Genomic DNA, 20,366 nt, shown 5'->3' on the forward strand with positions numbered 1-20,366 from the left:
CATCGTTGATCCTGTTCTGTCGATCCGTCATCTGTCGAAACGCTTTGGCGCGGTGCAGGCCAGCGATGATGTCTCACTGAGCGTGCTGCCGGGAAAACTCCATGCGCTGATCGGCCCTAACGGCGCTGGAAAATCAACCCTGATCGGCCAGATTTCCGGTTTTCTCGCACCCGATGAAGGGCGCATATTCCTCAATGGCAAGGATGTCACCGATCTGTCTTCCGAGCGCCGGGTTCATCTCGGGCTGGGCCGCAGTTTTCAGGTCTCGAACCTGTTGCTGGAATGGTCGGCGCGGCGCAATGTCATGCTGGCGGTGCAGGCAAGGCAGGGCGGCAGCTTCCGCTTTTTCGCCAATGTCTGGAAGGATCAGGCGTTACGCGTGGCGGCAGAAGATGCTCTGCGCAAGGTCGGGCTGGCCGAGCGCGCCGAAATCCGCGCCATGGAACTGTCCCATGGCGAACGGCGGCAATTGGAGTTTGCCTGCGCTCTGGCGCTCAAGCCCAAGCTTCTTGTGCTGGATGAGCCGATGGCAGGACTGGGGCCGGAGGGCACAAATTCGATGACCCTGTTTCTGGACCAGCTCAAGCAGACGGTGCCGATTCTTCTCGTCGAACATGATATGGATGCGGTTTTCCGGCTGGCGGACGAGATCTCGGTACTGGTCTATGGCCGCATCATCGCCAGCGGAACCCCGGCGGATATCCGCAATTCAAAACTGGTTCAGGAAGCCTATCTGGGGGGCGCTGGCGATGTTGCTTGAGGTCAGAAATCTGACCAGCAGTTACGGCGCGACGCAGGTCCTGTTCGGTGTTGATCTGAGTGTCGACGAGGGCCAGGTGGTGGCGCTGATGGGCCGCAACGGTATGGGAAAATCCACCACCATCCGCGCCATTTGCGGTCTTAACCCGGTGACGGCCGGCTCGGTCGGCTTTGCCGGAACAAATATCAGCGCGCTGGCTGCCTATAAATGCGCCCGGCTCGGCCTGGGGTTGGTGCCGGAAGGTCGGCGCTGTTTTGCCAATCTGTCGGTTGTGGAAAATCTGCTTGTCGCCGCCCGGCCTGGCCCATGGACGCTGGCCGATATCCATGAACTGTTCCCGATCCTGGACCAGCGTGCGCGGCAGATGGCCGACACGCTGTCGGGCGGCGAGCAGCAGATGCTGGCAATCGGACGCGCGCTGATGACAAATCCGAAACTGCTGGTTCTGGACGAAGCCACCGAAGGTCTGGCGCCGGTGGTGCGCGCGCATATCTGGACGGCTTTGAAAACACTCCGCGACCGTGGCCAGGCCATCCTGCTGGTCGACAAATCGCTCAACGAAGTGATGCAGATAGCCGGGCACTGCACGATCCTGGAAAAAGGCCGGTCGGTCTGGTCCGGACCCGCCACCGGCCTGACTGCCGGTCTGCAACAGCGCTTCCTTGGCGTTTAGGCACGGGTTCACAAATCTTGAGCCACGCGACAGAGCTGCCAAATTAGTTTTTCTGGCCCCGGAACCGTGCTACCATTCGCAACACGATGCGGTTCAGGCTCAAGCGCCTGAAATCCAACATAAAGTGCAGTGACAACAAGACATGCGAAGCTGATGTCTGTGCGGACCGGTTATCAAGCCATCAGCCGGAATGACAGGCAGAACAGCCGCAATCAGGGCAGAACATTATGAGTGATTTCGAAAATCAATCGATCCCGTTCACACCCGATCTGTCGACGAAACCGGCGGTCGAGGGATTTTTTGACGAGGCCACCAACACGATTTCCTATGTCGTCAGGGACCCGGCCGGCAAGGCCTGCGCCATCATCGACAGTGTGATGGATATTGATTATTCGGCCGGCCGGATTTCGTCGGAAAGCGCTGATGAGCTGATCGCCTATATCCGCGACAATGATCTCTCGCTGGAATGGATTCTGGAAACCCATGTTCATGCCGATCATCTTTCCGGTGCGCCCTATATTCAGCAGCAGCTTGGCGGCAAGCTGGGCATCGGCGCCCGCATCATCGAAGTGCAGGATACCTTCGGCAAGATCTTCAATGAAGGTACCGAGTTTCAGCGCGACGGCTCGCAGTTTGACCGCCTGTTTGAAGATGGCGACACACTCACCATCGGCAGCATGACGGCGCATATCATGAGCACTCCTGGCCACACTCCGGCCTGCATCACCATTGTCATGGGCAACGCCGCCTTTGTCGGCGATACCTTGTTCATGCCGGATGGCGGCTCGGCGCGGGCGGATTTCCCCGGCGGCGATGCCCGCAAGCTGTTTCATTCAATCCGGCGGGTCCTGTCTCTGCCCGAAGCGATGCGGCTGTTCATCTGCCATGATTATGGCCCCAATGGCCGCGACATAAGCTGGGAAACCACGGTTGGCGCAGAGCGGCAGCACAATATTCATGTCAATGACAGCGTTGATGAAGAAACTTTCGTTCGGGTGCGCGAGGAGCGCGATGCGACATTGGCGATGCCGAAACTCATCATTCCCTCGCTGCAGGTCAATATGCGCGCCGGGCATCTGCCCAGGGACAAGGATGGTAATCCGACACTGAAAGTGCCGGTCAACGGACTTTAGGGTTCAAACCCTGGATTGGTTCCGGCTCAATTCAGCCGGGAAACGGTCCGCACAAAGCTGTCCGGGTTTGATGCAGGTCAAATCCGGCATTCCTGCAACGTGCCTATGTATGTGACAGCGAAAAGGAGTGGGTTATGTACAACAGGATTCTGGTTCCAATTGATCTCAGCCATGCCGAGCGCGGCAAGGATTCCATCAAAATTGCCGAACAGCTGCTCGATCCGGGCGGCACGATTATTGCTTTGAATGTGGTTGAGGATGTGCCCGCCTATGTCGCGGCGGAATTGCCGGGGGATATGCTTGGAGAGCTGCAGAAAAACGCTGCGCTTGCGCTGCAAGAGGCCGTAGCCGGAAGCACCCGGACCATCGAACGCGAAGTCAGGCGCGGCTCGCCGGCTGGCGTTATCGTCGCAACCGCCGAGGAACTCGGCGTCAATCTCGTCATTATCGCATCGCACCGGCCGGGTCTGGCGGATTATTTTCTCGGCTCGACAGCGTCCAGTGTGGTGCGTCACGCCAAATGTCCGGTCCTTGTCGATCGGTAACTAACCAAGGGTAAATCATGCAAACACAAGCATATGAAACGCGCCTGCTGACACGGCGGGACGAACTGAACAAGCGGTTGCAGTCCATTGAGCGCGATCTCGAGCAGCCAATGAATGCGGATATCGAAGAACGCTCCGTGGAACGCGAGGACGATGAAGTTCTGGAATCTCTGGGACAGTCCGGACTGCAGGAACTGAAAGCCATCGAGGCGGCCCTGGCGCGGATCAAAAACGGCACTTACGGCATTTGCGTGGAATGCGGCGAGCCGATTTCGCCCGAGCGCCTTGAAGTTGTTCCCACCGCAGCGCTGTGCCACAGCTGCGCCGCCGCAAAAGCATGACCGCCCTCAAGCCCGAGTAAAAAGGGGAAACACCATGTCATACAGAACCATCATCGCGCTGCACAATATGGATGACGACAATGATGCAATCGCTCCGGCGCTCACATTGTGTCGCGATCTGAACGCCCATTTGAGTGTCGTGGTTGTGGGTCTGACACCGCAGCCACCGATGTCCTCCGGCTATGGCGCCGGGGCATTTGAGATATGGGGCGCCGAATTTACCCGCCTGTCCGATGATCTGACGGAAAAGGTCGAAGCCCTGGAAAAGTGGATTTCAAAACATCAGCCCGCCGATGCGGTGTCGTTCGATGTCGGCCAGGAATACAGCCAGTCCGGCACGCTGGCGCGCGATATCAGCCGACGTGTCCGCTATTGCGATCTGTGTGTCTTCACCGGAGCCTATCAGTCTGACAGCCTGGTCTGGGAACAGGCCTTGCGCGGTGCGCTTTATGATACCGGGCGGCCGGTTCTGATCATGAATAACCGCGCTTGTCCGCTCAACGATCTGAAACGCGTGATGCTGGCCTGGGACGGCGGCGTGCAGGCCGCCATTGCCGTGCGGCATGCGCTGAAACTGCTGGCCAATGCGGATGATGTTCATATTGCCATGGCCGATCCGCACAGCGCCACCGAGCGCTTTGGCGATGAGCCGGGCTCCGAACTGGCAGCCTATCTGGCACGCCATTCCGTCCCGGTGACCGTTGTGCCGCTGGCCACGGAGGGCAGGAACGACGCTGAAACGCTGATCCGCCATGCCACGGATATGGATGCCGAACTGATCGTCATGGGCGGTTATGGCCATTCCAGACTGCAGGACTGGTTTTTGGGCAGCACCACATCCAACATGCTGAAATCGGCGGACCGGCCGCTTCTTCTGGCGCACTGAACCGCGTCCGCCTATAACAGAGTTTTGCTGGCGGTCTTATGGTCCGGTGGCAACAAATCCGGGCAGGGCAGGCATGCAGTTTTCCACAGTAAACGGCGTCAATCTTCATTATCAGGTGGTCGGCGCACCGGAAGGATCGCCGCTTCTGGTGTTTGCCAACTCGCTGGGTACGGATTTTCGCATCTGGCGCGATGTCATTGTCCGCTTCATCGGCGAATGCGCCATTCTGACCTATGACAAGCGCGGCCACGGCCTGTCCGATCTGGGCGAAACGCCCTATACGATCGACGATCATATCGCCGATCTGGAAGCGCTGCTGGATCATCTGAAACAGACCGGCGCGATTGTCGTCGGTCTCTCCATTGGCGGGCTGATCGCCCAGGGGCTCTATGCCAAACGCCCTGATCTGGTGCGTGCCATGGTGCTGTGCGACACCGCCCACAGGATTGGCGATGAGCAGCTCTGGAACGGGCGCATTGACGCGGTGGCGCAAGGCGGCATTGAAAGCCTGGCCGATGGCATCATGCAGCGCTGGTTCACCAGGGAATTTCCGCACGCGCATCCAAGCGCCTATCAAGGCTACCGCACCATGCTGTCGCGCCAGCCGGACGCCGGCTATGCCGCCAGCTGCGCCGCCATCCGCGATGCCGATTTCACCGAAAGCTGCGCCGCCATCAAGATCCCGACCTTGTGTGTTGTCGGCGATCAGGACGACGCCACCCCGCCGGCACTGGTGGCCGAGCTGTCGAAACTCATTCCGGATTCGCGCTTCGAGATTATCAAGGATGCCGGACATCTGCCCTGCATCGAGCAGCCGGACATACTATCGGACATGATCAAGGCATTTTTCGACGAGGCCGGGCTCTGGCCGAAGAGTTGAATCAAACTCTCCGGGAAACAATCTAAGTGGCTATAATTGTTCAGACTTCAACAAAAAGCCCGGCTTGCACCGGGCTTTTTGCATCGGATAGGTTCCGGCTCAGGCGGCCTTGCGCCGCTCTTCGTCGGAGAGCTTGGGATAATCCGTATAGCCCTCAGAGCCGCCGCCATAGAATGTGCTCGGCCTTACCGTGTTATAGGGCCCGTCCTGGGAAATACGCTTCGGCAGATCCGGGTTGGCCAGAAACAGCTTGCCGAACACCGCGAAATCGCATTTCTGATCTGCCACCCAGCTGGCGGCTTCTTGCGGTGAAAATCCGCCACAGACCAGCATCGCGCCGTCAAATGCCTTTTGCATATCGGCGATGATCTGAACCGATTCATCGCGCACCTGCTCTTTGCCATCCACTTGATGGGTGGCCCGCACGATGTGCAGATAGGCAAGGCCGCGACGGGAGAGGTTGCTTGCCACCGCCGCGAACAGCTCGGCTGGGTTGTCGTCTGAAACATCATTCATGCCGCCCAGCGGCGACAGGCGCACGCCAACCTTGTCGGCAGGCCACACACTCAGCACCGCATCGACTACTTCGCCGAGCAGCCGCATCCGGTTTTCCGTGCTGCCGCCATAGGCATCATCGCGCTGATTGGTCGAGGATTGCAGAAACTGGTCGAGCAGATAGCCATTGGCCGCATGAATCTCGACCCCGTCAAATCCGGCATCCTTGGCGCATCGCGCAGCATGGACATAATCCTGCAGCAGGCGCGGGATCTCGCTGGTCTCAAGCGCGCGCGGCTCGACAAACGGCACCACCGGCCCGTCCGGGTGATAGTCGGCGACAAAGGCCTCACCATCCGGCCTGATCGCGCTTGGCGCAACCGGCTTGCCTTCATCCTTCTGAAACACCGGATGCGAAATGCGCCCGACATGCCAGAGCTGCAGGACAATCTTGCCGCCATTGTTGTGCACCTCATTGGTGACCAGTTTCCAGCCGACAACCTGTTCCGGCGTGTAGATGCCGGGGGTCCAGGCATAGCCCTTGCCCTCGCGGGAAATCTGCGTGGCCTCGGTGATGATGAAACCGGCACTGGCGCGCTGGCCGTAATAGGTGGCGTTCAACGCATTGGGCACATCGCCTGGCTGTTGCGCCCGCGAGCGTGTCAGCGGTGCCATGATGATGCGGTTATCGGCTACAATGCCACCGGCCTTGCCGGTTTCGAACAATGCTGCGTGTTTAACGTTGGAATGGGTACTCTGCACGGGAAAACTCCTCGTTTCGGGTTTATTTGGTCTTGGGTTGGAGAGATTTGGAAAAGACGCCGGGTCAGACAGGTTCTAAAGACCGGCCAGCGGATTATTTCTCGAATACAAGGGCATCCGGATCGGCCCCCAAATCGTTCAAATCGCTTTTTACGGCTGTCTGCATCGGCCTTGGGCCGCACAGATAAATTTGCTGCGACAGATCGTCGATATGGCGTTTCAGCAGGTCCTTGTCGACATGGCCGTGTTCAAAACCGTCCTTTTCCTCATTGCTGAGGACATAGACCGTTTCCAGCCCCGCCATGGCGTCGAATTCAGCGCGGTGGATAATGTCCGCTTCGGTTTTATTGGCAAAGATCAGCCGGTGCCCGGCAATTTTGCCCTGCGCTTCAAGGCTGCGCAAAATCGCAATGAACGGCGTTACGCCAGCACCCCCGGCAATAAATGTGCCCGGCCCCTTATATTCAATCGTGCCCCACGGCTCGCCGATCAGCAATTCATCGCCCGCCTGCAGGCTGCGCAATGCGTTGGTCACGCCATCATGATCGCTATAATGCTTGATGGTGAATTCCAGCCGGTCCCAACCGGGCAGGGAGGTAAAGGTGAAGGGCCGTTTTTCATCAGCCCAGTCCGGCTTGTTGATCGCCACTTCGGTGGCCTGACCCGGCGAAAATTCATAGCCCTTCGGCTTTTCCATGACATAACGGTCGACATCATGGGTAACCGGTTCGATGGCAACAATTTTCACAGTCCGGGACATGATCTGGCCTCTTGATTGAAATTGCATCTCACAAGGGAAACGAACGGCTCGGAGGTTCGTTCCATCCACCGCCGATCAATTCGCCGGTGCCAGCCTCGTGGTGCATCAAGTGCTGCGGCGAGCACCACGGCGTGCCATCCATCACAAACCCGTCCTATTGATCTGGAACAAGGCCATCGTGGTCGAAGACACCTAGGGTTGCGACCAAGTCTACCTGCCGAAAAGGGGAGTGGTCTCATCGGGCCTAACGACAGGAAGGGGAGTGGTTTTTTGAATTTTCTTGTTATTTTTGAGACAGTTGAAGGCCAAACGCGCAAGATTGCCGACTTCGCCGTGCAGCAGATAAGCGCCGCCGGCCATGGGGTGCGGCTGTTCAACACACAAGACAGTTTGGCAACTTTGTCGTTTGACGGCATCGACGGAGTCGTGTTGGCAGCACCGGTGCATGAACGCCGCCACCCGAAGAATTTTGAAGTTTTGGTCGCTGCAAGCCTTGATGAATTGCAGGCACGCCCAACGCTGCTGCTCTCGGTCAGCCTCAAGGCGGCCTTTCCCGAATGTATCGAAGAAGCCCAGGATTACCTGACCGAAATGAAACTGCGAACAGGGTTTACCCCCGACAGAGAGGGTCTGGTTGCCGGCGCTGTCCGCGCCGACAGCTACAGCTATTTTGAAAGCCAGATTGTGCAGATGGTGGTGTTGATCGGGCGCGATGTCGAACTGGTAGATGGCGTGCGCGAATTCACCGATTGGGATGCCCTTGGCGCTGAGATACGGGGGTTTTTTAAGATGCGCGCGCCGGCTGACGACTGAGTGGGTGCCGTGCTGCGGGGTCAAAGGTAGGGTAGTTGCGGGCGTTCCCGGGCGCTCGTGCACGGGGCGTGGAGGATTGAAGTTGGTGCAGCCGATAAACGCTCGCTTTCGGGGGCAGAGTGATTTTCTGCTGTGCGGGGACTACGTCATCACGTAGCCCGCTCGCATTGTGTGTCAACCATCCGCAGATATGACGTTAATTCCACTCGTACCCCGCTTGGGCTGCTCAAGGTTAAACATCTCTTATGCCGTCAGTCTGCGCTGTATCCTTTGAACAGACAGTCCAAAAATACAATTCAAATATTGGTTTTTTTCAAATTAGTCAGATTTTTCTATGAATCTGATCCGCAGACTGCATAATGGCGAAAGATGTTGGAATAAATATTTAAAGAGCATTCGATTTGACCCTCCTGCCAAAGCCTACTCTCCTAGCCGAAGAATTTTACAACAAATTGGGCCAAGATACTTCAAATATTGGAGTTAAAAACGAGTTCTTGGAGGCTTGCGCAGGCTGCGATTGCGAAACTAAAGCAGATGAAGATTCTGGTCGAGGGTCTCGATCGGTTGAAAAGGCGTATGAAGAATTTACTTGGCGGCTTCAACACACAGGTGATGCCATTGTGCTTCCTGATGGTGAGGTACTGGGAAGAGTCACGAATCTCCGCAGCGCGGCCACATATCTTGCAAAAGCGCTTAACCAGAGTACCAACGATGTGATCCAAATGTTTCTTTGGCTCAATAGCTTGAGCTCTCCCGTGCCGACACCAAGCCAACTTGATGTTGCAGAAGATTGGCTCACAAGTCTCAAAAATTCGATTGATCCAAATACTGACCAACCATACGTAATTTGCAGGCCGCCTCTGTGCTGGCTTTTTCGCTCTGGAGAAGGGAATTGCGATGCCAACGATGATATGGAACAGGATTTAAGTTGTTTGCCTTGTCGCCTAGGCCTACCGGATATTCTGAATGATGAAAAAGTTTATGAACTGGGCTTGGACTATCTCTGTCTTACAGTAAAATCTGAGGACTTAGAGAACGTCAGATTCTCAAACTTTTGCCATAGTGGGTACTTAGGTGTAAGAGATATTTGGCAGCCTGGTGGTGTGACGACGCCCATTCCATATGGCCCACAGCGGTGCGTTGACAAGGGTGGTCTTCCAGAAGTTATCTGTGACCCAGTATGCTATCGGAATTTGCCTGGGCCAATTCGTGTTGTCAGGACATAGAACCGGTATGTTTAATGAAATTCTAGAGGCGCTTCGAGCATATGCTAGCGGTGAAGCGAGCAAGAGCGGCTTCAGCCGCCTTGAACTTTTGCTAGCAAGAATCACCCAGGAGACACAATTTGATTTAGATGAATTTGAAGAGATTCTCACAGAGTTGGTATCTTTGAATGATGTCCAACAGGAGGACTTCGCCCTCGGGGTAGCACTCATCGCAGAAAAAACCGGATGTCGTGGGGCTTTGTTTTGCGACGAGTTGGAACGGAAACTATTCGCTTCGGACGATCCGTTATCAGCCCGGAGCCAATTTGAACTTGCTTTACTCTATATACGATGCGGCGGCCAATTTGCACCACAGCAGCTAAAACAGCTGACAACATTACGCAGTGAGATACCAGAGTTATGGCTTGATTTGGCTTTTGAAGCATATCCGAGAGACGACGCTGGGCTGTTAAGTGCGATGTCTGACCTTGCTACAAATGATGATAATCCACTTCATTGGTCTAGCTTAAAATCTCGCTACCTTAAGCTTCAAAAAGCAGTGGCTAACAAAAAATTCAATGGTTTTGTTTTATCTTTTGCCAAAGTTCTGGATACTGATCAACGTCAGGCATTTTTGGAATGGATCGATGCGAAGCGTGGTTCACAACTTTCTTTGCCGCAACCGGTTATTCCGATTCGAAGCGCCGGACATCATCTAATACAAGACACCGACATCGATTTTATCACAAATACTCCTGTGTTGGCTGAGGCAGTTGATGCGCTGCCTGAGCCGGTTGCTGCGTGATGGAAAGGAAAAGAACACTCCCATACCACGAATTAGTTGAAAAGCTCTTGGCAAGTACCTTGAGATCATTTGGTGAGTTTGTATCGGTAAGCGGTCAGCAGTTTTCATTTCTTGATCCTGATCGGGTTCCAGACAAGCAGATCAATAGGCATTTCTCGTGGATTGCCGTCGCGACTCGAGAAAATCAGGTGCGACACCTTCGAGCTGGTAGCGCTAACGAAGCTATCCACGCTCTTGTAAAAGAAAACCTACGAAATGTGTCGGGTTTGGACGACAATGTCAAAAATAATCTCTTGCTGGGATTAAGCATTGAAGACCCCAACAGCTACCTTGTTCAAGAAAACGCCACACGAATCTCCCGTATAATCAAAAATGCAGTGGTCTCGACATTTAATGAGTCCACAAAGCCCAGCGAAGCGATTACGCTTCCTTCACCATACCAATTAATAGCAGATTTTCTTACAATTCCTGAACATCCCGGTAGCAGAGCATACGCACTTCTCACTATGAGAACGGTTTTGTTCCAAAAATACCAGGCGATGCCGAATACTGTGCTTAAGCACGGCTACGATGAGTTCACTGTCCAAGATCTCGAAACATCCTACACTAGCGTACTAACGTCCATGCAGGATCGGTATCGCAGCAAGGGCCAAGACAAGCTGGACGATCTGAAGCCGAAATCGAACACTAGGCTTAGAGATAGAGTATCAGGAATTCTACGACATTATCTGGCTATGACAGGCGTTATGTATCTGCGATTCAAGAGCTTGCCAGATCATGAAGGAGGTCCTGCCGAAACTGTATTTCTTTTGTCTGAGCGAAGCAATCTCCACGATCTGGATATTCCGTTTGAGTTTACCAGACCAGCATATCTGAAAGCTCCGACAGAGTTTGGAGAAATAGTGAACGGTCTTTGGGGGGTACCGCTTCCTATACGTGGTGCCGATACCATCTTTAGAGGTGGACTAAACTTTGCATCCAGAGGTGGTTTAGTGTGTGCATTGCATGGCGGAGCAGGCTCTGGAAAAACTGCACTTGCCCTCGGTTTAGGCGCCTCTCTCTCTGGTTTTGGCATCAAGACGCTTTTCTTAACTGCTGAGGAAGATGAGGCCGATCTGAGAAGTCGGTCCGCAAGCCTTTTGCCTTCGCAAATACGAAGCCTTCCGTTCGTACCCAACGACTCCGAAGAATGGCTAAAAATTCGCAAGTTCGAACTTGTTTATTCGACAGAAGAGTCAAAATTGAGTGCGTTGAGTTCAGAATTTGAGAGAATTGCTGTCGCACTTAAAGACCAAAATCATGTGAATATCGATGCACCATTTGCGGTTCCATTACCATGTTCGACAATCGTGGTCCTTGACGGCCTCCATGATATAGCTACACAAGCGCTTTTCGAACCACATAAAACGGATGCAAAAAAAGTCACGAACGAATTTCATCGTTTTATTGAGATTTGCCGTAAACTCCGGGCCCTAGTCATACTGACAACGGGTACTGATTGGAGAGCAGATACGTCACTCGATTATTTGGTTGACGTCGCGATCAGACTTTCGCACCAGACCGAATCCGATATAGGTTCAAAGCCTCACAGATACTTGACGCTTTCGAAGGCTAGGCACCAGTTGTGTTCGCCGGGAACACACGGACTGCAAATCGCAGGCGATAAAGGTGTCCGATTTACTCCGCAAATGAATTATCAACTGGACCGTCTGTCGATTTGGAACTCAAGACTGCCATATAAAAAAGTTTTCAAAAAAGTTATGCAACTGGCTTGCCGTCAAGAGGATTTGAGGCTGGTTTCTGTCGGTTCTGGTGCAACGACAGCAAGAGGGTTGAAATTTTATCCGAACGAAAAGGCAGGAGTGGAACTTTATCAAGGTTCCATTATCTTTCTAAATGGCGAAGGTTCTGGCGGAAAAGCGGGTTTAGCGTTGAAAATCGCAACAGCACCCTCATACAATCGAGAAAAATCGGAAGGGCCCCTCTCAACATCCGAGAAGGTTTTGGTTGTATCATTCCTCTATCCTGACGAGTATTATCGCAATATTATGGACACACTTCGTGTTGTAAGAAACAGGGAATATCCCGAGTTACCAGATGGGTTCGAACCCCGAATGGAAGTGATGCATCTCTATCCCGGGCATCTTAAGCCAGATACACTCTACAGTAAAATAGAATGGACGCTGCGGGCTTCCTTGCTTTCCGGGGATCCATTTACAACGATTATTATTGATGGAATACATAATGTTTTCCTACAGTTTCCTGAGATTGAAAAACAGACTCTGTTCTGGCCACAACTCTTCAGCTTGCTTCGAACTCGGAACTTAACCTCTATAATTACTCACACTCTGCTTTCAGTGCGCATGTCTGCGCGCGACAGTTCTGAAAGATTTGGGACCCGCTCTGATACCTATCGCAGTGTTGACGATAGTCGATCCGACCCACTAAAGCATGCGCTGGTGCTTAAAACTGATTTTCGCATCGAGGTGGATCCAATCGAGCTCAAGGGAGCTCAGCCAGAGATATTGACTCCTTACACATTTCGCGTTGAGACACATTCTGCGATTGGGCAACCAATGCCCGATCCCCAAAAAAACCCGCTTTACTGGAGCAGAGAGCAGCTTGTTTTCTTCTCTCAGGCGCAAAAAGCGCTACTTTAATTTATGTGCGAGAAATCAGAGCCTTTTTGAGACTCATTCCCAGAATCGTGGCGATTTTCATTGGGACCGCGTTTCCGAGTTGGCGAACCGCTCTACTCCATATCTCATGAAACGAATAGTTATCTGGAAATGTCTGGACGCGAGCACATTCCCGTATAGTCAGATATCGAACCGACCCACAATCTTTCACCAGCATATTTTCTCCACCCGGAACACCATTTACGCCGGCTTTCAATGTTTTTGATGGCAGATCGAGATCGCTGCCTGTATGTCCTTTGTAAATTCGCGCACCAGGTTTGAACTCATGACCCTCAATGTGATTATTTTCGCCCGGCATTTCTGGATCTGGTAAATCGGAGAGTGCGTCCCGCAAAGTTACCCATGGCAAAAGCTCTGGATCCAAAAATTTGTTTTCCTGCCGTATCAGTTGATTAGCATCCATCTCTGGAGGTTTTATTCTATGCCGGTCGTAATATTCCCCGGATAATTTATGGATATTTAGGGCTGCATGCGAGTGTGTCGGAGATGGGAAGCTCCAGCCAATCTTCAAATCATCGCGTATCCCAACTAGGAATACTCTTGATCTCCTCTGTGGAACACCAAAGTCAGCTACATTGATCAGTTGTGAAATGACACGATAACCGCACCCCGATCCAACCGAGCTAGTCTGATAGCGTTCAAGTCGACGGTGATGTTCTTCCCAAGTTTCACCGACGAGTTCTGAGATTTCTGGAAATGAAAGACATAATCTCAGATACTCAAAATAGTTTCGAAATCTTGGACGAAGTAGACCAGGAACATTCTCAAAAAGGAATGCCTTGGGCCTTGCTTCGCGAACTGCGCGCAGAGCTTGTGGAAACATATTGCGAGGGTCTAATGCTGCTCTATGGCTTCCACCTAGTGAGAAGGGCTGGCACGGCGGGCCTCCTGAGAGTAACCACAATTGATCTTCGAGTGGACGAAAATCGTAATCGTGAATATCAACACAACTGGCAGCCATTCCATTTGAAAGTAAAAGCCCCTTTCTGATGTTGCGATTTAACGTAGCTACACAAAATTCGTCAGACTCAACTAAGTCTAAATGCTTGAAGCCCGCTGCTTCTAAACCTAGCGCCATACCTCCTACGCCAGAAAATAATTCTAAAGATTTCATGTGCTAACCATTAGTTTCATTTGCATCGTGTTTGTGGAACGATTAACTCAATCTTGAGACTAATACACTTCAAATTGGTTTAATCAATCCGAAGATAATTAAGGTGAAAACAGGGGGCTGGATTAAAATTGCCACTTGCAAAATCGATCTTCTCCAGTGCTGTGTAGCAAGGCACCAACCTTCACTCCCCCACCGCATACCCTGTCATCTCCAGATACCCCACACCGTCATGGCTGCCGCTGACCTGCACTGGCCCTTCCCAATACGGAATCGACGTCAGCATCCAGCTGTCGGCGTTCAGCGCTGCGGTCTCGATTTCCACCCCTTTGCCGGGCACTTCCAGCCGCCAGCGGACAGGTACGTCGCGGCCTGCAATGCGGGCGGTTTGCAGCGGGGTCATGATGATGTCGTCTGGCGTCAGGGCAGTGGCGCTGCCGTCTGGGGAAATCCAGGTGCCGGAGGTGTAATTGTCGGCCTCTTTGTCGCGCAGGCGGAACAGCATCAGTTTCTCGCCGCTGTCGAAATGCAGCGAAAACCAGTCCCAACCGGTCTGGCTGGCAGCAAGCGGCTGGCTGCTCCATTCGCGGTCAAGCCACGCCTTACCGGAAACCTTTATGTCTTTGCCATCGAGCGACACAGTGCCGGAGACAGTGAAAAACGGCTGGCTGTAATAATACGAGGCCTGATCCGCGCCAGATTGGCTCCCTTCAGATTGGCCAATATCCGACTTGCGGCTAAAGCCGGACTCGCCGTGAAAAATCAGATTTTTGTCGGTGGCGAGGGTCAGATCATAACTGAAGGCCTCATCGGATGCTGTCAGGCGCATTTCAGAAAACGCATCCGGGCCGGGTGCGCCTGCCGCGGGTGATTGTTTGGCGATGGAGGTCAGCGACCAGTCATCGATCCAGGCGGCAAACGGCGCGGTGGTGATTCCGGCCTGGCCGGTGCCGCCACGCGCGGCAATTTCGGCGCTGAGATGGCGGCCCTTGGCCGACAGGGCGGCATGGCCGAGCCATAATTGCTGCCGGTTCCAGCCGCTTTGCTGCGATCCGGGCGTCAGCGCCCGGCGGAACAGGGTCCACTGAATGCCATAGGGATTGCCCGCCGTATCGCTCAGATTGGCGGTGACATACCACCATTCAATGCGGAAATCCGGGTGGGCACCATGATCCTGCGGAAATGAAAAAATCTTGCCGGGCGTCACCTCTGCAAAGCCTTCGCTGTCGCCGCCAAGTCCGGCAAAGCCCTGGCCGAAGGCCTGGCCAAAGGGGGCGGCGCTCCACAGCAGCGCAAGCCACAAGGGAACGATCAGTAATGGCAGGGCGATGCGGATTTTAGCGTTCATTTGCAAACACCTTTAACAGCTCTGCGGGCGGCATCCGCCGCAGTTTAACCGCCGGATAGGCCGAGGCGAGCAGCGCGGTGAAGACCGACAGCGCCAGCAGGCGCAGCCAGTCCAGCGGAAACAGCAGCATCGGCAGCCGCCAGCCAAAAGCTTCGACATTGATGATGGCCAGCAATATCCACGCCACCAGCAGCCCAAGCGGGATTGCCAGCAGCGAGGTCAGCAGCGCCAGCGCCACGGTTTTGGCCAGTTCGATCAGCGCAAGCTTGCGGCGCGTAATGCCCAGCGCCCATATCGGTGCCAGTTGCGGCAGCCGCGCCTGCGACAGGCCAAGCAGGCTGGTCAGCATGGCAATGCCGGCCACCGCAAGGGTCAGGGCATTCAGCGCCAGGGTGACGGCAAAAGTCCGCTCAAAGACGGATTTCGAGACGTTTTTCAACGCCTCCTGATCGATCAGCGCGCCTTCGCGGAAGTCAAAACGCTGCTCAAGCTCTGCCAGAATGCGGGCTTTTTGCTGCGGCGCAACCCTGAGGCCAAAGCGGGTCTTCTGCACCGAGGGCCACAGCTCGACCAGCCGCTCAACCGCCATCATCACCTGTCCGGCCGGGTTGCCGTAATCTGAAAAAATGCCCAGAACCTGCGTCGTCAGCGGCCCGCTCTCGCTGGCAAGCTGCACTTCATCATTCAGACCAAGGCCGAATTTCCGCGCCATCTGTTCATTGATCAGCACGCCCTTGCCAGCGGCGACATCCGGCCACACCGCCTTGGTCTGCGCCAGCAGGGGCCAATTATCGCGATAGGTCGGATGATCGCGAAAGCCGAACACCTCAACCGGCCAGTCCCTGTAGCGGGTTTCAACATTCCAGATCGGCAGAATTGCGCTGACGCCCGGCGCATCCGCCAGATAGGCGAGCACTGCGTCACTCTGCTGCGGCGTGTCGGCATTGAGATAAATCTCCGCGGTCAGGCGCTGGTCGAGCCAGGCCAGAAAGGTGGTGCGAAAACTCTGCACCATGGTGCCGACGCCGATATTGATCGACAGTGCCAGCAGCAGCGCCATCAGCGCCAGTGACAGGCCCGACATATGCTGGTTGCTGTCGGCCCAGAACCATTGCCGCAGCGGATGGTCGGCCCTGGCTTCAAAACCCGCCAGTATCGCCGCCAGCACACTGGGCAGCACAAGGGCTGCGCTCAGCAGCACCGCGCCCATCAGCACAAATCCGGCGATCAGCGAGCCGCCAAGGGCAAAGGCGGCCAGTGCCGTCAGCGCAAAGCCTGCAGCCACCGCCAATTGCCATTTGCGCTTGCGCTGATTGACCTGGCGCCAGGCAAACGGGTGGGCATTGGCCAGGATCGGCATGCGCACCAGCTTTGCCAGGCTCGCCCCGGCAGCAAAGAAAGCCCCCAGCATGGCGATGGCCAGTCCGCTCAGCCACCAGTGCCATTGCAGCGTCAATTGGCCCGAGACTTGCGCGCCATACAGCCCTTCAAGGCTGGCCGAGACGTCGGGCAGCAGCGCTGAGGCAATCAGATAGCCGGCAACCACGCCCAGCGCCCCGGCGAGAAACGACAGCAGCGCCAGTTCCAGCATCAGCGCCAGCGCCAGAAGCCGCGCCGGGACGCCGCAGGCGCGCAGGGTGCGCACCATATGGCGGCGGCTTTCAAACGCCAGACCCACCGCCGAATTGACAATGAACAGGCCGACCACAAAGGACAGAAAGCCGAAGGCGGTGAGGTTCAGATGAAAGCTGTCGGTCAGGCTTTCCAGCGCCGAGCTGGCGGCGGGTTGTTCCAGCCGCAACTGCCCTTCAATGAGCGGGCCAAGCGTTTTTTCGTCGGCCTTTTGCCGGTCATCCACAATCAGCCGGCTGATGCGGCCCTGCAATCCCAGCAGGCGCTGGGCAACGCCGATATCCGTCATGATGGTTCCGGGCGGCAGGCTCTCAAGCGCGGCGAGCGGCGGCAGCGCTCCGGCCCCCTCAATCGTAACGCTGCCGGACTTATCCGGGTCGAGACTGGCTAAAGTGGCAGGATGGGCGAAGGCTTTGAAGGGCGGCGTCAGAAACGCCTCAAGATCGGCATTGCGGTTGGCGAACGCCATCAGCCACCGGTTCTGCGAGACCTCCGCATTTGGCAGCGAGACCGGGTCAATGCCGATCAGTCGGATATGGGCGCCGTTGATCCGCACCGTGCCCTCGACCACCGGCGAGACCCGCCATCCGGCGCGGCGCAGGGTGACAAACAGACCTTCGGAAACGCTGTTGCCGGCCACTGGCAGCAAAGATCGGAACTGATCGCCGCCAAGCGTGGCGGCAGCGCTTCTGTAGCTTGCCCGTGCTTCCGCATTGATCGCCTGCACGCCGCTCCACAACGCGGTCGCAACCCCCAGCCCGACAATCAGCGTGATGAAGGACAGACGGTTGCGCCGCCAGAAACTCAACAGCACGCGAAAGGTCCAGAAAAAGGTGGTGATCTGTGTCAAAGCGCGATGCGCCCTCCGCTGAGCCGGACGGTGCGGTCCAGACGGGCGGCAAGGCGGGCATTATGGGTGACCATCAGCAGGCTGGTGCCCAGATCGCGGACCAGCGCCAGCGTCAGCTCCAGCACCGCATCTCCGGTGGCCTCGTCCAGATTGCCGGTCGGCTCATCGGCCAGCATCAGCTCCGGCTTGGCCGCGAGGGTGCGGCCTATGGCGACGCGCTGCTGCTGGCCACCGGATAATTGCTCCGGATAATGGCCGAGCACGCTCTGCAGGCCCAGCCTGTCCGCCAGATGGCTCAGCCATGACGTATCCGCCCGGCCGGCAATGCGCGCCTGAAACGCCAGATTATCGCCGGTATTCAGGCTGGGAATGAGGTTGAACTGCTGAAACACCACGCCCAGCCGGTTGCGCCGCAAATCCGCCCGCCCGGCATCGGACAGGGCGGCGACATTGGTGCCGTTGAACAGAATCTCGCCGCCGTCGGGCGTATCGAGACCGCCGATCAGATGCATCAAGGTGCTTTTGCCGCTGCCCGATTCGCCCATCAGCGCCAGACTGCCGCCGCCCGCCAGATCGAGGCTGACATCTTCCAGAACGCAGCTGGTGCCCTGAGGCGTGCTGTAGGATTTGCGCAGGTGACGGACTTCAAGCATGGGGCAGCCTTGGGATGACGCTTCTGTTGTGCATAGTTAGGAACTGGCAGCGCCGCGTCCAGCAGAGATTTCCGCTGACCCTTCCGGTTGCCGGCCGATGCACCAAAACCGGGCTTGCAAATTGCCAATGTCTGTGAGACTTTTGCAGTGCTTTTTATAAGATCACAGAGACATGACCCTGCTGCGTTTGAAAAAATCAGCTTTGACAGCCGGACCGGATGCGCATTTGCCTGCGCAGCTCCGTAGCCTTGCGCTGCTTCCTCTTCTCCTTATCAACCCCTGAGCGTGGCCAGCCGGCTTTGTCCGGCGCGCTCTCAGGGGACTTGCAAAATCACCAGGACAAACAGATAACGCGCCCGGAACAGGCGCAGATCTAGCGTATGACGCTGAGGAGACAGATAGCATGAACCAGATGATTGCAGCGCGGGCCAGCACCGCCAGACATGGCAATATTGCGCCGGACCAGGACCAGGTTCTGATTTTTGATACCACCTTGCGCGACGGCGAACAGTCGCCCGGCGCATCGATGACCCATGAGGAAAAACTCATGGTCGCAAAACAGCTCGATGAAATGGGCGTCGATATTATCGAAGCCGGTTTTCCGATTGCCTCAAATGGCGATTTTGAAGCAGTTGCGGAAATTGCCCGCCGCTCCGAACATGCAGTGATCGCCGGTCTGGCGCGCGCTATTCCTGGCGATATCGAGCGCGCTGGCGAGGCCGTCAAACACGCCAGAAGAGGGCGCATCCACACCTTTGTCTCAACCTCGCCGATTCATCTGGCCAATCAGATGAAGAAAACCCAGGAGGAGGTTCTGGAAATCATCACCAAAACGGTGACCCAGGCCCGCAATCTGGTTGACGATGTCGAATGGTCCGGCATGGATGCAACTCGCACGCCGATCGACTATCTGTGCCGGGCGGTGGAAGCCGCCATCGCCGCCGGTGCCACAACCATCAACATTCCCGATACGGTGGGCTACATGGTGGCCGATGAATATTACGACATGTTCGCCGCATTGATGAACCGGGTGCCGAATGCCGACAAGGCGATTTTCTCGACCCATTGTCATGATGATCTGGGTTGTGCCGTGGCCAATTCAATCGCCGGCGTGCGCGCTGGCGCGCGTCAGGTCGAATGCACCATTAACGGGCTTGGCGAGCGCGCCGGAAATGCCGCTCTGGAAGAGATCGTGATGGCGATCCGCACCCGAAGCGATATTCTGCCCTACTGCACCGGTGTTGAAACCACGGCGCTGTTGCGGGCTTCCAAAATGGTTTCGACGGTGTCCGGTTTCACGGTTCAGTTCAACAAGGCGATTGTCGGTGCCAATGCGTTTTCCCATGAATCCGGGATTCACCAGGACGGCATGCTGAAAAACGCCGAGACCTACGAGATCATGCGCCCCGAAGACGTCGGCGTGAAGGCAACCTCACTGGTGATGGGCAAGCATTCCGGTCGCCATGCCTTCCGCGAAAAGCTGATCGAACTGGGCTTTGAACTGGGCGACAATGCGTTTCAGGATGCTTTCAAACGCTTCAAGGATCTGGCTGACAAGAAGAAGCATGTCTATGACGAGGACATCGAGGCACTGGTCAGCGATGAGGCGACAATTGCCGGAGAGAGTATCAAGGTCGTCGCCCTGACCGTGATTGCCGGCACCAGTGGCCCGCAAAAGGCCACCATGACCCTGGATGTCGCCGGACAGCACATCACCAAGGAGGCTACCGGCGACGGGCCTGTTGATGCCACCTTCAACGCGATCCGCATGATCGTGCCGCATGAGGCCAAATTGCTGCTCTATCAGGTCAGCGCGGTCACTGAAGGAACTGACGCCCAGGCCGAAGTGTCGGTGCGGCTTGAAGATGATGAGATCATGGTCACCGGGCGCGGTGCGGAAACCGACACAATGGTGGCTTCGGCGAAAGCCTATGTCTCGGCGATGAACAAATTACTCGCCCGCCGCGGGCGCACCCACGCCCAGACCATGCAGGCTGTCTGAATTCAAAGATGTG

General features: G+C 55.6%; 18 protein-coding genes. 12 read left to right on the forward strand and 6 right to left on the reverse strand.

From position 1 onward, the window contains the following. Nucleotide 1: 1 nt before the first annotated feature. From RAL88_RS19765 to pcaD, 7 genes are all read left to right on the forward strand, one after another. A complete protein-coding gene (locus RAL88_RS19765) occupies nucleotides 2-760 on the forward strand; it encodes an ABC transporter ATP-binding protein (protein ID WP_306269769.1) in 759 nt (252 codons plus the stop codon). Further along, complete coding sequence (locus tag RAL88_RS19770; RefSeq protein WP_306265823.1) at nucleotides 750-1,433, forward strand: ABC transporter ATP-binding protein; 684 nt, start codon at nucleotides 750-752, stop codon at nucleotides 1,431-1,433. Before RAL88_RS19765 ends, RAL88_RS19770 begins: the two co-directional genes overlap by 11 nt. Nucleotides 1,434-1,660: 227 nt before the next feature. Beyond that, the gene (locus tag RAL88_RS19775) at nucleotides 1,661-2,566 is read left to right on the forward strand and encodes an MBL fold metallo-hydrolase (RefSeq protein WP_306265824.1); all 906 of its coding nucleotides are present in this window, start codon (nucleotides 1,661-1,663) and stop codon (nucleotides 2,564-2,566) included. A gap of 134 nt (nucleotides 2,567-2,700) precedes the next feature. Next, a complete protein-coding gene (locus tag RAL88_RS19780) occupies nucleotides 2,701-3,111 on the forward strand; it encodes a universal stress protein (protein ID WP_306265826.1) in 411 nt (136 codons plus the stop codon). A 17-nt stretch (nucleotides 3,112-3,128) separates the two neighbouring features. Then, nucleotides 3,129-3,452: a TraR/DksA family transcriptional regulator gene (locus tag RAL88_RS19785; RefSeq protein ID WP_306265828.1), complete on the forward strand. Its 324-nt coding sequence runs from the start codon at nucleotides 3,129-3,131 to the stop codon at nucleotides 3,450-3,452. Nucleotides 3,453-3,486: 34 nt separating this feature from the next. Continuing rightward, nucleotides 3,487-4,338: a universal stress protein gene (locus tag RAL88_RS19790; protein WP_306265830.1), complete on the forward strand. Its 852-nt coding sequence runs from the start codon at nucleotides 3,487-3,489 to the stop codon at nucleotides 4,336-4,338. 73 nt (nucleotides 4,339-4,411) lie between these two features. Further along, nucleotides 4,412-5,218 (forward strand): 3-oxoadipate enol-lactonase, encoded by an 807-nt coding sequence (pcaD, locus tag RAL88_RS19795; RefSeq protein ID WP_306265832.1) that lies wholly within the window; start codon nucleotides 4,412-4,414, stop codon nucleotides 5,216-5,218. Between the two features lie 99 nt (nucleotides 5,219-5,317). On the opposite strand, the gene RAL88_RS19800 is transcribed toward pcaD, so the two are convergent. Together RAL88_RS19800 and RAL88_RS19805 are read right to left on the reverse strand one after the other, a co-directional pair. After that, nucleotides 5,318-6,475 carry an alkene reductase gene (locus RAL88_RS19800; RefSeq protein WP_306265834.1) on the reverse strand — a complete coding sequence of 386 codons (1,158 nt, stop codon included), beginning with the start codon at nucleotides 6,473-6,475 and terminating at the stop codon, nucleotides 5,318-5,320. A 94-nt stretch (nucleotides 6,476-6,569) separates the two neighbouring features. Continuing rightward, nucleotides 6,570-7,235, reverse strand: a complete 666-nt coding sequence (locus RAL88_RS19805) for an FAD-binding oxidoreductase (RefSeq protein ID WP_306265836.1) — start codon at nucleotides 7,233-7,235, stop codon at nucleotides 6,570-6,572. Nucleotides 7,236-7,505: 270 nt separating this feature from the next. Here RAL88_RS19805 and RAL88_RS19810 point away from each other — a divergent pair, with 270 nt between their 5' ends. The 4 genes from RAL88_RS19810 to RAL88_RS19825 all read left to right on the forward strand — a co-directional run bounded on the left by RAL88_RS19810 (nucleotide 7,506) and on the right by RAL88_RS19825 (nucleotide 12,718). Then, nucleotides 7,506-8,048: a flavodoxin domain-containing protein gene (locus tag RAL88_RS19810; RefSeq protein WP_306265838.1), complete on the forward strand. Its 543-nt coding sequence runs from the start codon at nucleotides 7,506-7,508 to the stop codon at nucleotides 8,046-8,048. Nucleotides 8,049-8,449: 401 nt separating this feature from the next. Further along, complete coding sequence (locus RAL88_RS19815; protein ID WP_306265840.1) at nucleotides 8,450-9,274, forward strand: hypothetical protein; 825 nt, start codon at nucleotides 8,450-8,452, stop codon at nucleotides 9,272-9,274. A 7-nt stretch (nucleotides 9,275-9,281) separates the two neighbouring features. Continuing rightward, a complete protein-coding gene (locus tag RAL88_RS19820) occupies nucleotides 9,282-10,058 on the forward strand; it encodes a hypothetical protein (protein WP_306265842.1) in 777 nt (258 codons plus the stop codon). 47 nt (nucleotides 10,059-10,105) lie between these two features. Then, nucleotides 10,106-12,718 (forward strand): hypothetical protein, encoded by a 2,613-nt coding sequence (locus tag RAL88_RS19825; RefSeq protein ID WP_306265843.1) that lies wholly within the window; start codon nucleotides 10,106-10,108, stop codon nucleotides 12,716-12,718. Nucleotide 12,719: 1 nt separating this feature from the next. On the opposite strand, the gene RAL88_RS19830 is transcribed toward RAL88_RS19825, so the two are convergent. From RAL88_RS19830 to RAL88_RS19845, 4 genes are all read right to left on the reverse strand, one after another. Beyond that, complete coding sequence (locus tag RAL88_RS19830) at nucleotides 12,720-13,871, reverse strand: DNA cytosine methyltransferase (RefSeq protein WP_306265844.1); 1,152 nt, start codon at nucleotides 13,869-13,871, stop codon at nucleotides 12,720-12,722. Nucleotides 13,872-14,052: 181 nt separating this feature from the next. Next, nucleotides 14,053-15,216 (reverse strand): lipocalin-like domain-containing protein, encoded by a 1,164-nt coding sequence (locus RAL88_RS19835; RefSeq protein WP_306265845.1) that lies wholly within the window; start codon nucleotides 15,214-15,216, stop codon nucleotides 14,053-14,055. Beyond that, complete coding sequence (locus tag RAL88_RS19840; protein WP_306265847.1) at nucleotides 15,206-17,698, reverse strand: ABC transporter permease; 2,493 nt, start codon at nucleotides 17,696-17,698, stop codon at nucleotides 15,206-15,208. Before RAL88_RS19840 ends, RAL88_RS19835 begins: the two co-directional genes overlap by 11 nt. After that, nucleotides 17,695-18,351 carry an ABC transporter ATP-binding protein gene (locus RAL88_RS19845; RefSeq protein WP_306265850.1) on the reverse strand — a complete coding sequence of 219 codons (657 nt, stop codon included), beginning with the start codon at nucleotides 18,349-18,351 and terminating at the stop codon, nucleotides 17,695-17,697. The genes RAL88_RS19840 and RAL88_RS19845 overlap by 4 nt, the downstream gene beginning before the upstream one ends. Nucleotides 18,352-18,763: 412 nt before the next feature. Here RAL88_RS19845 and RAL88_RS19850 point away from each other — a divergent pair, with 412 nt between their 5' ends. Next, entirely contained in the window at nucleotides 18,764-20,353 is a 1,590-nt protein-coding gene (locus RAL88_RS19850) for a 2-isopropylmalate synthase (protein WP_306269771.1), read from the forward strand. Nucleotides 20,354-20,366: the final 13 nt, after the last annotated feature.

Origin of the sequence: Pararhizobium sp. IMCC3301 (genome assembly GCF_030758315.1) — a bacterium.
Classification (GTDB): domain Bacteria; phylum Pseudomonadota; class Alphaproteobacteria; order Rhizobiales.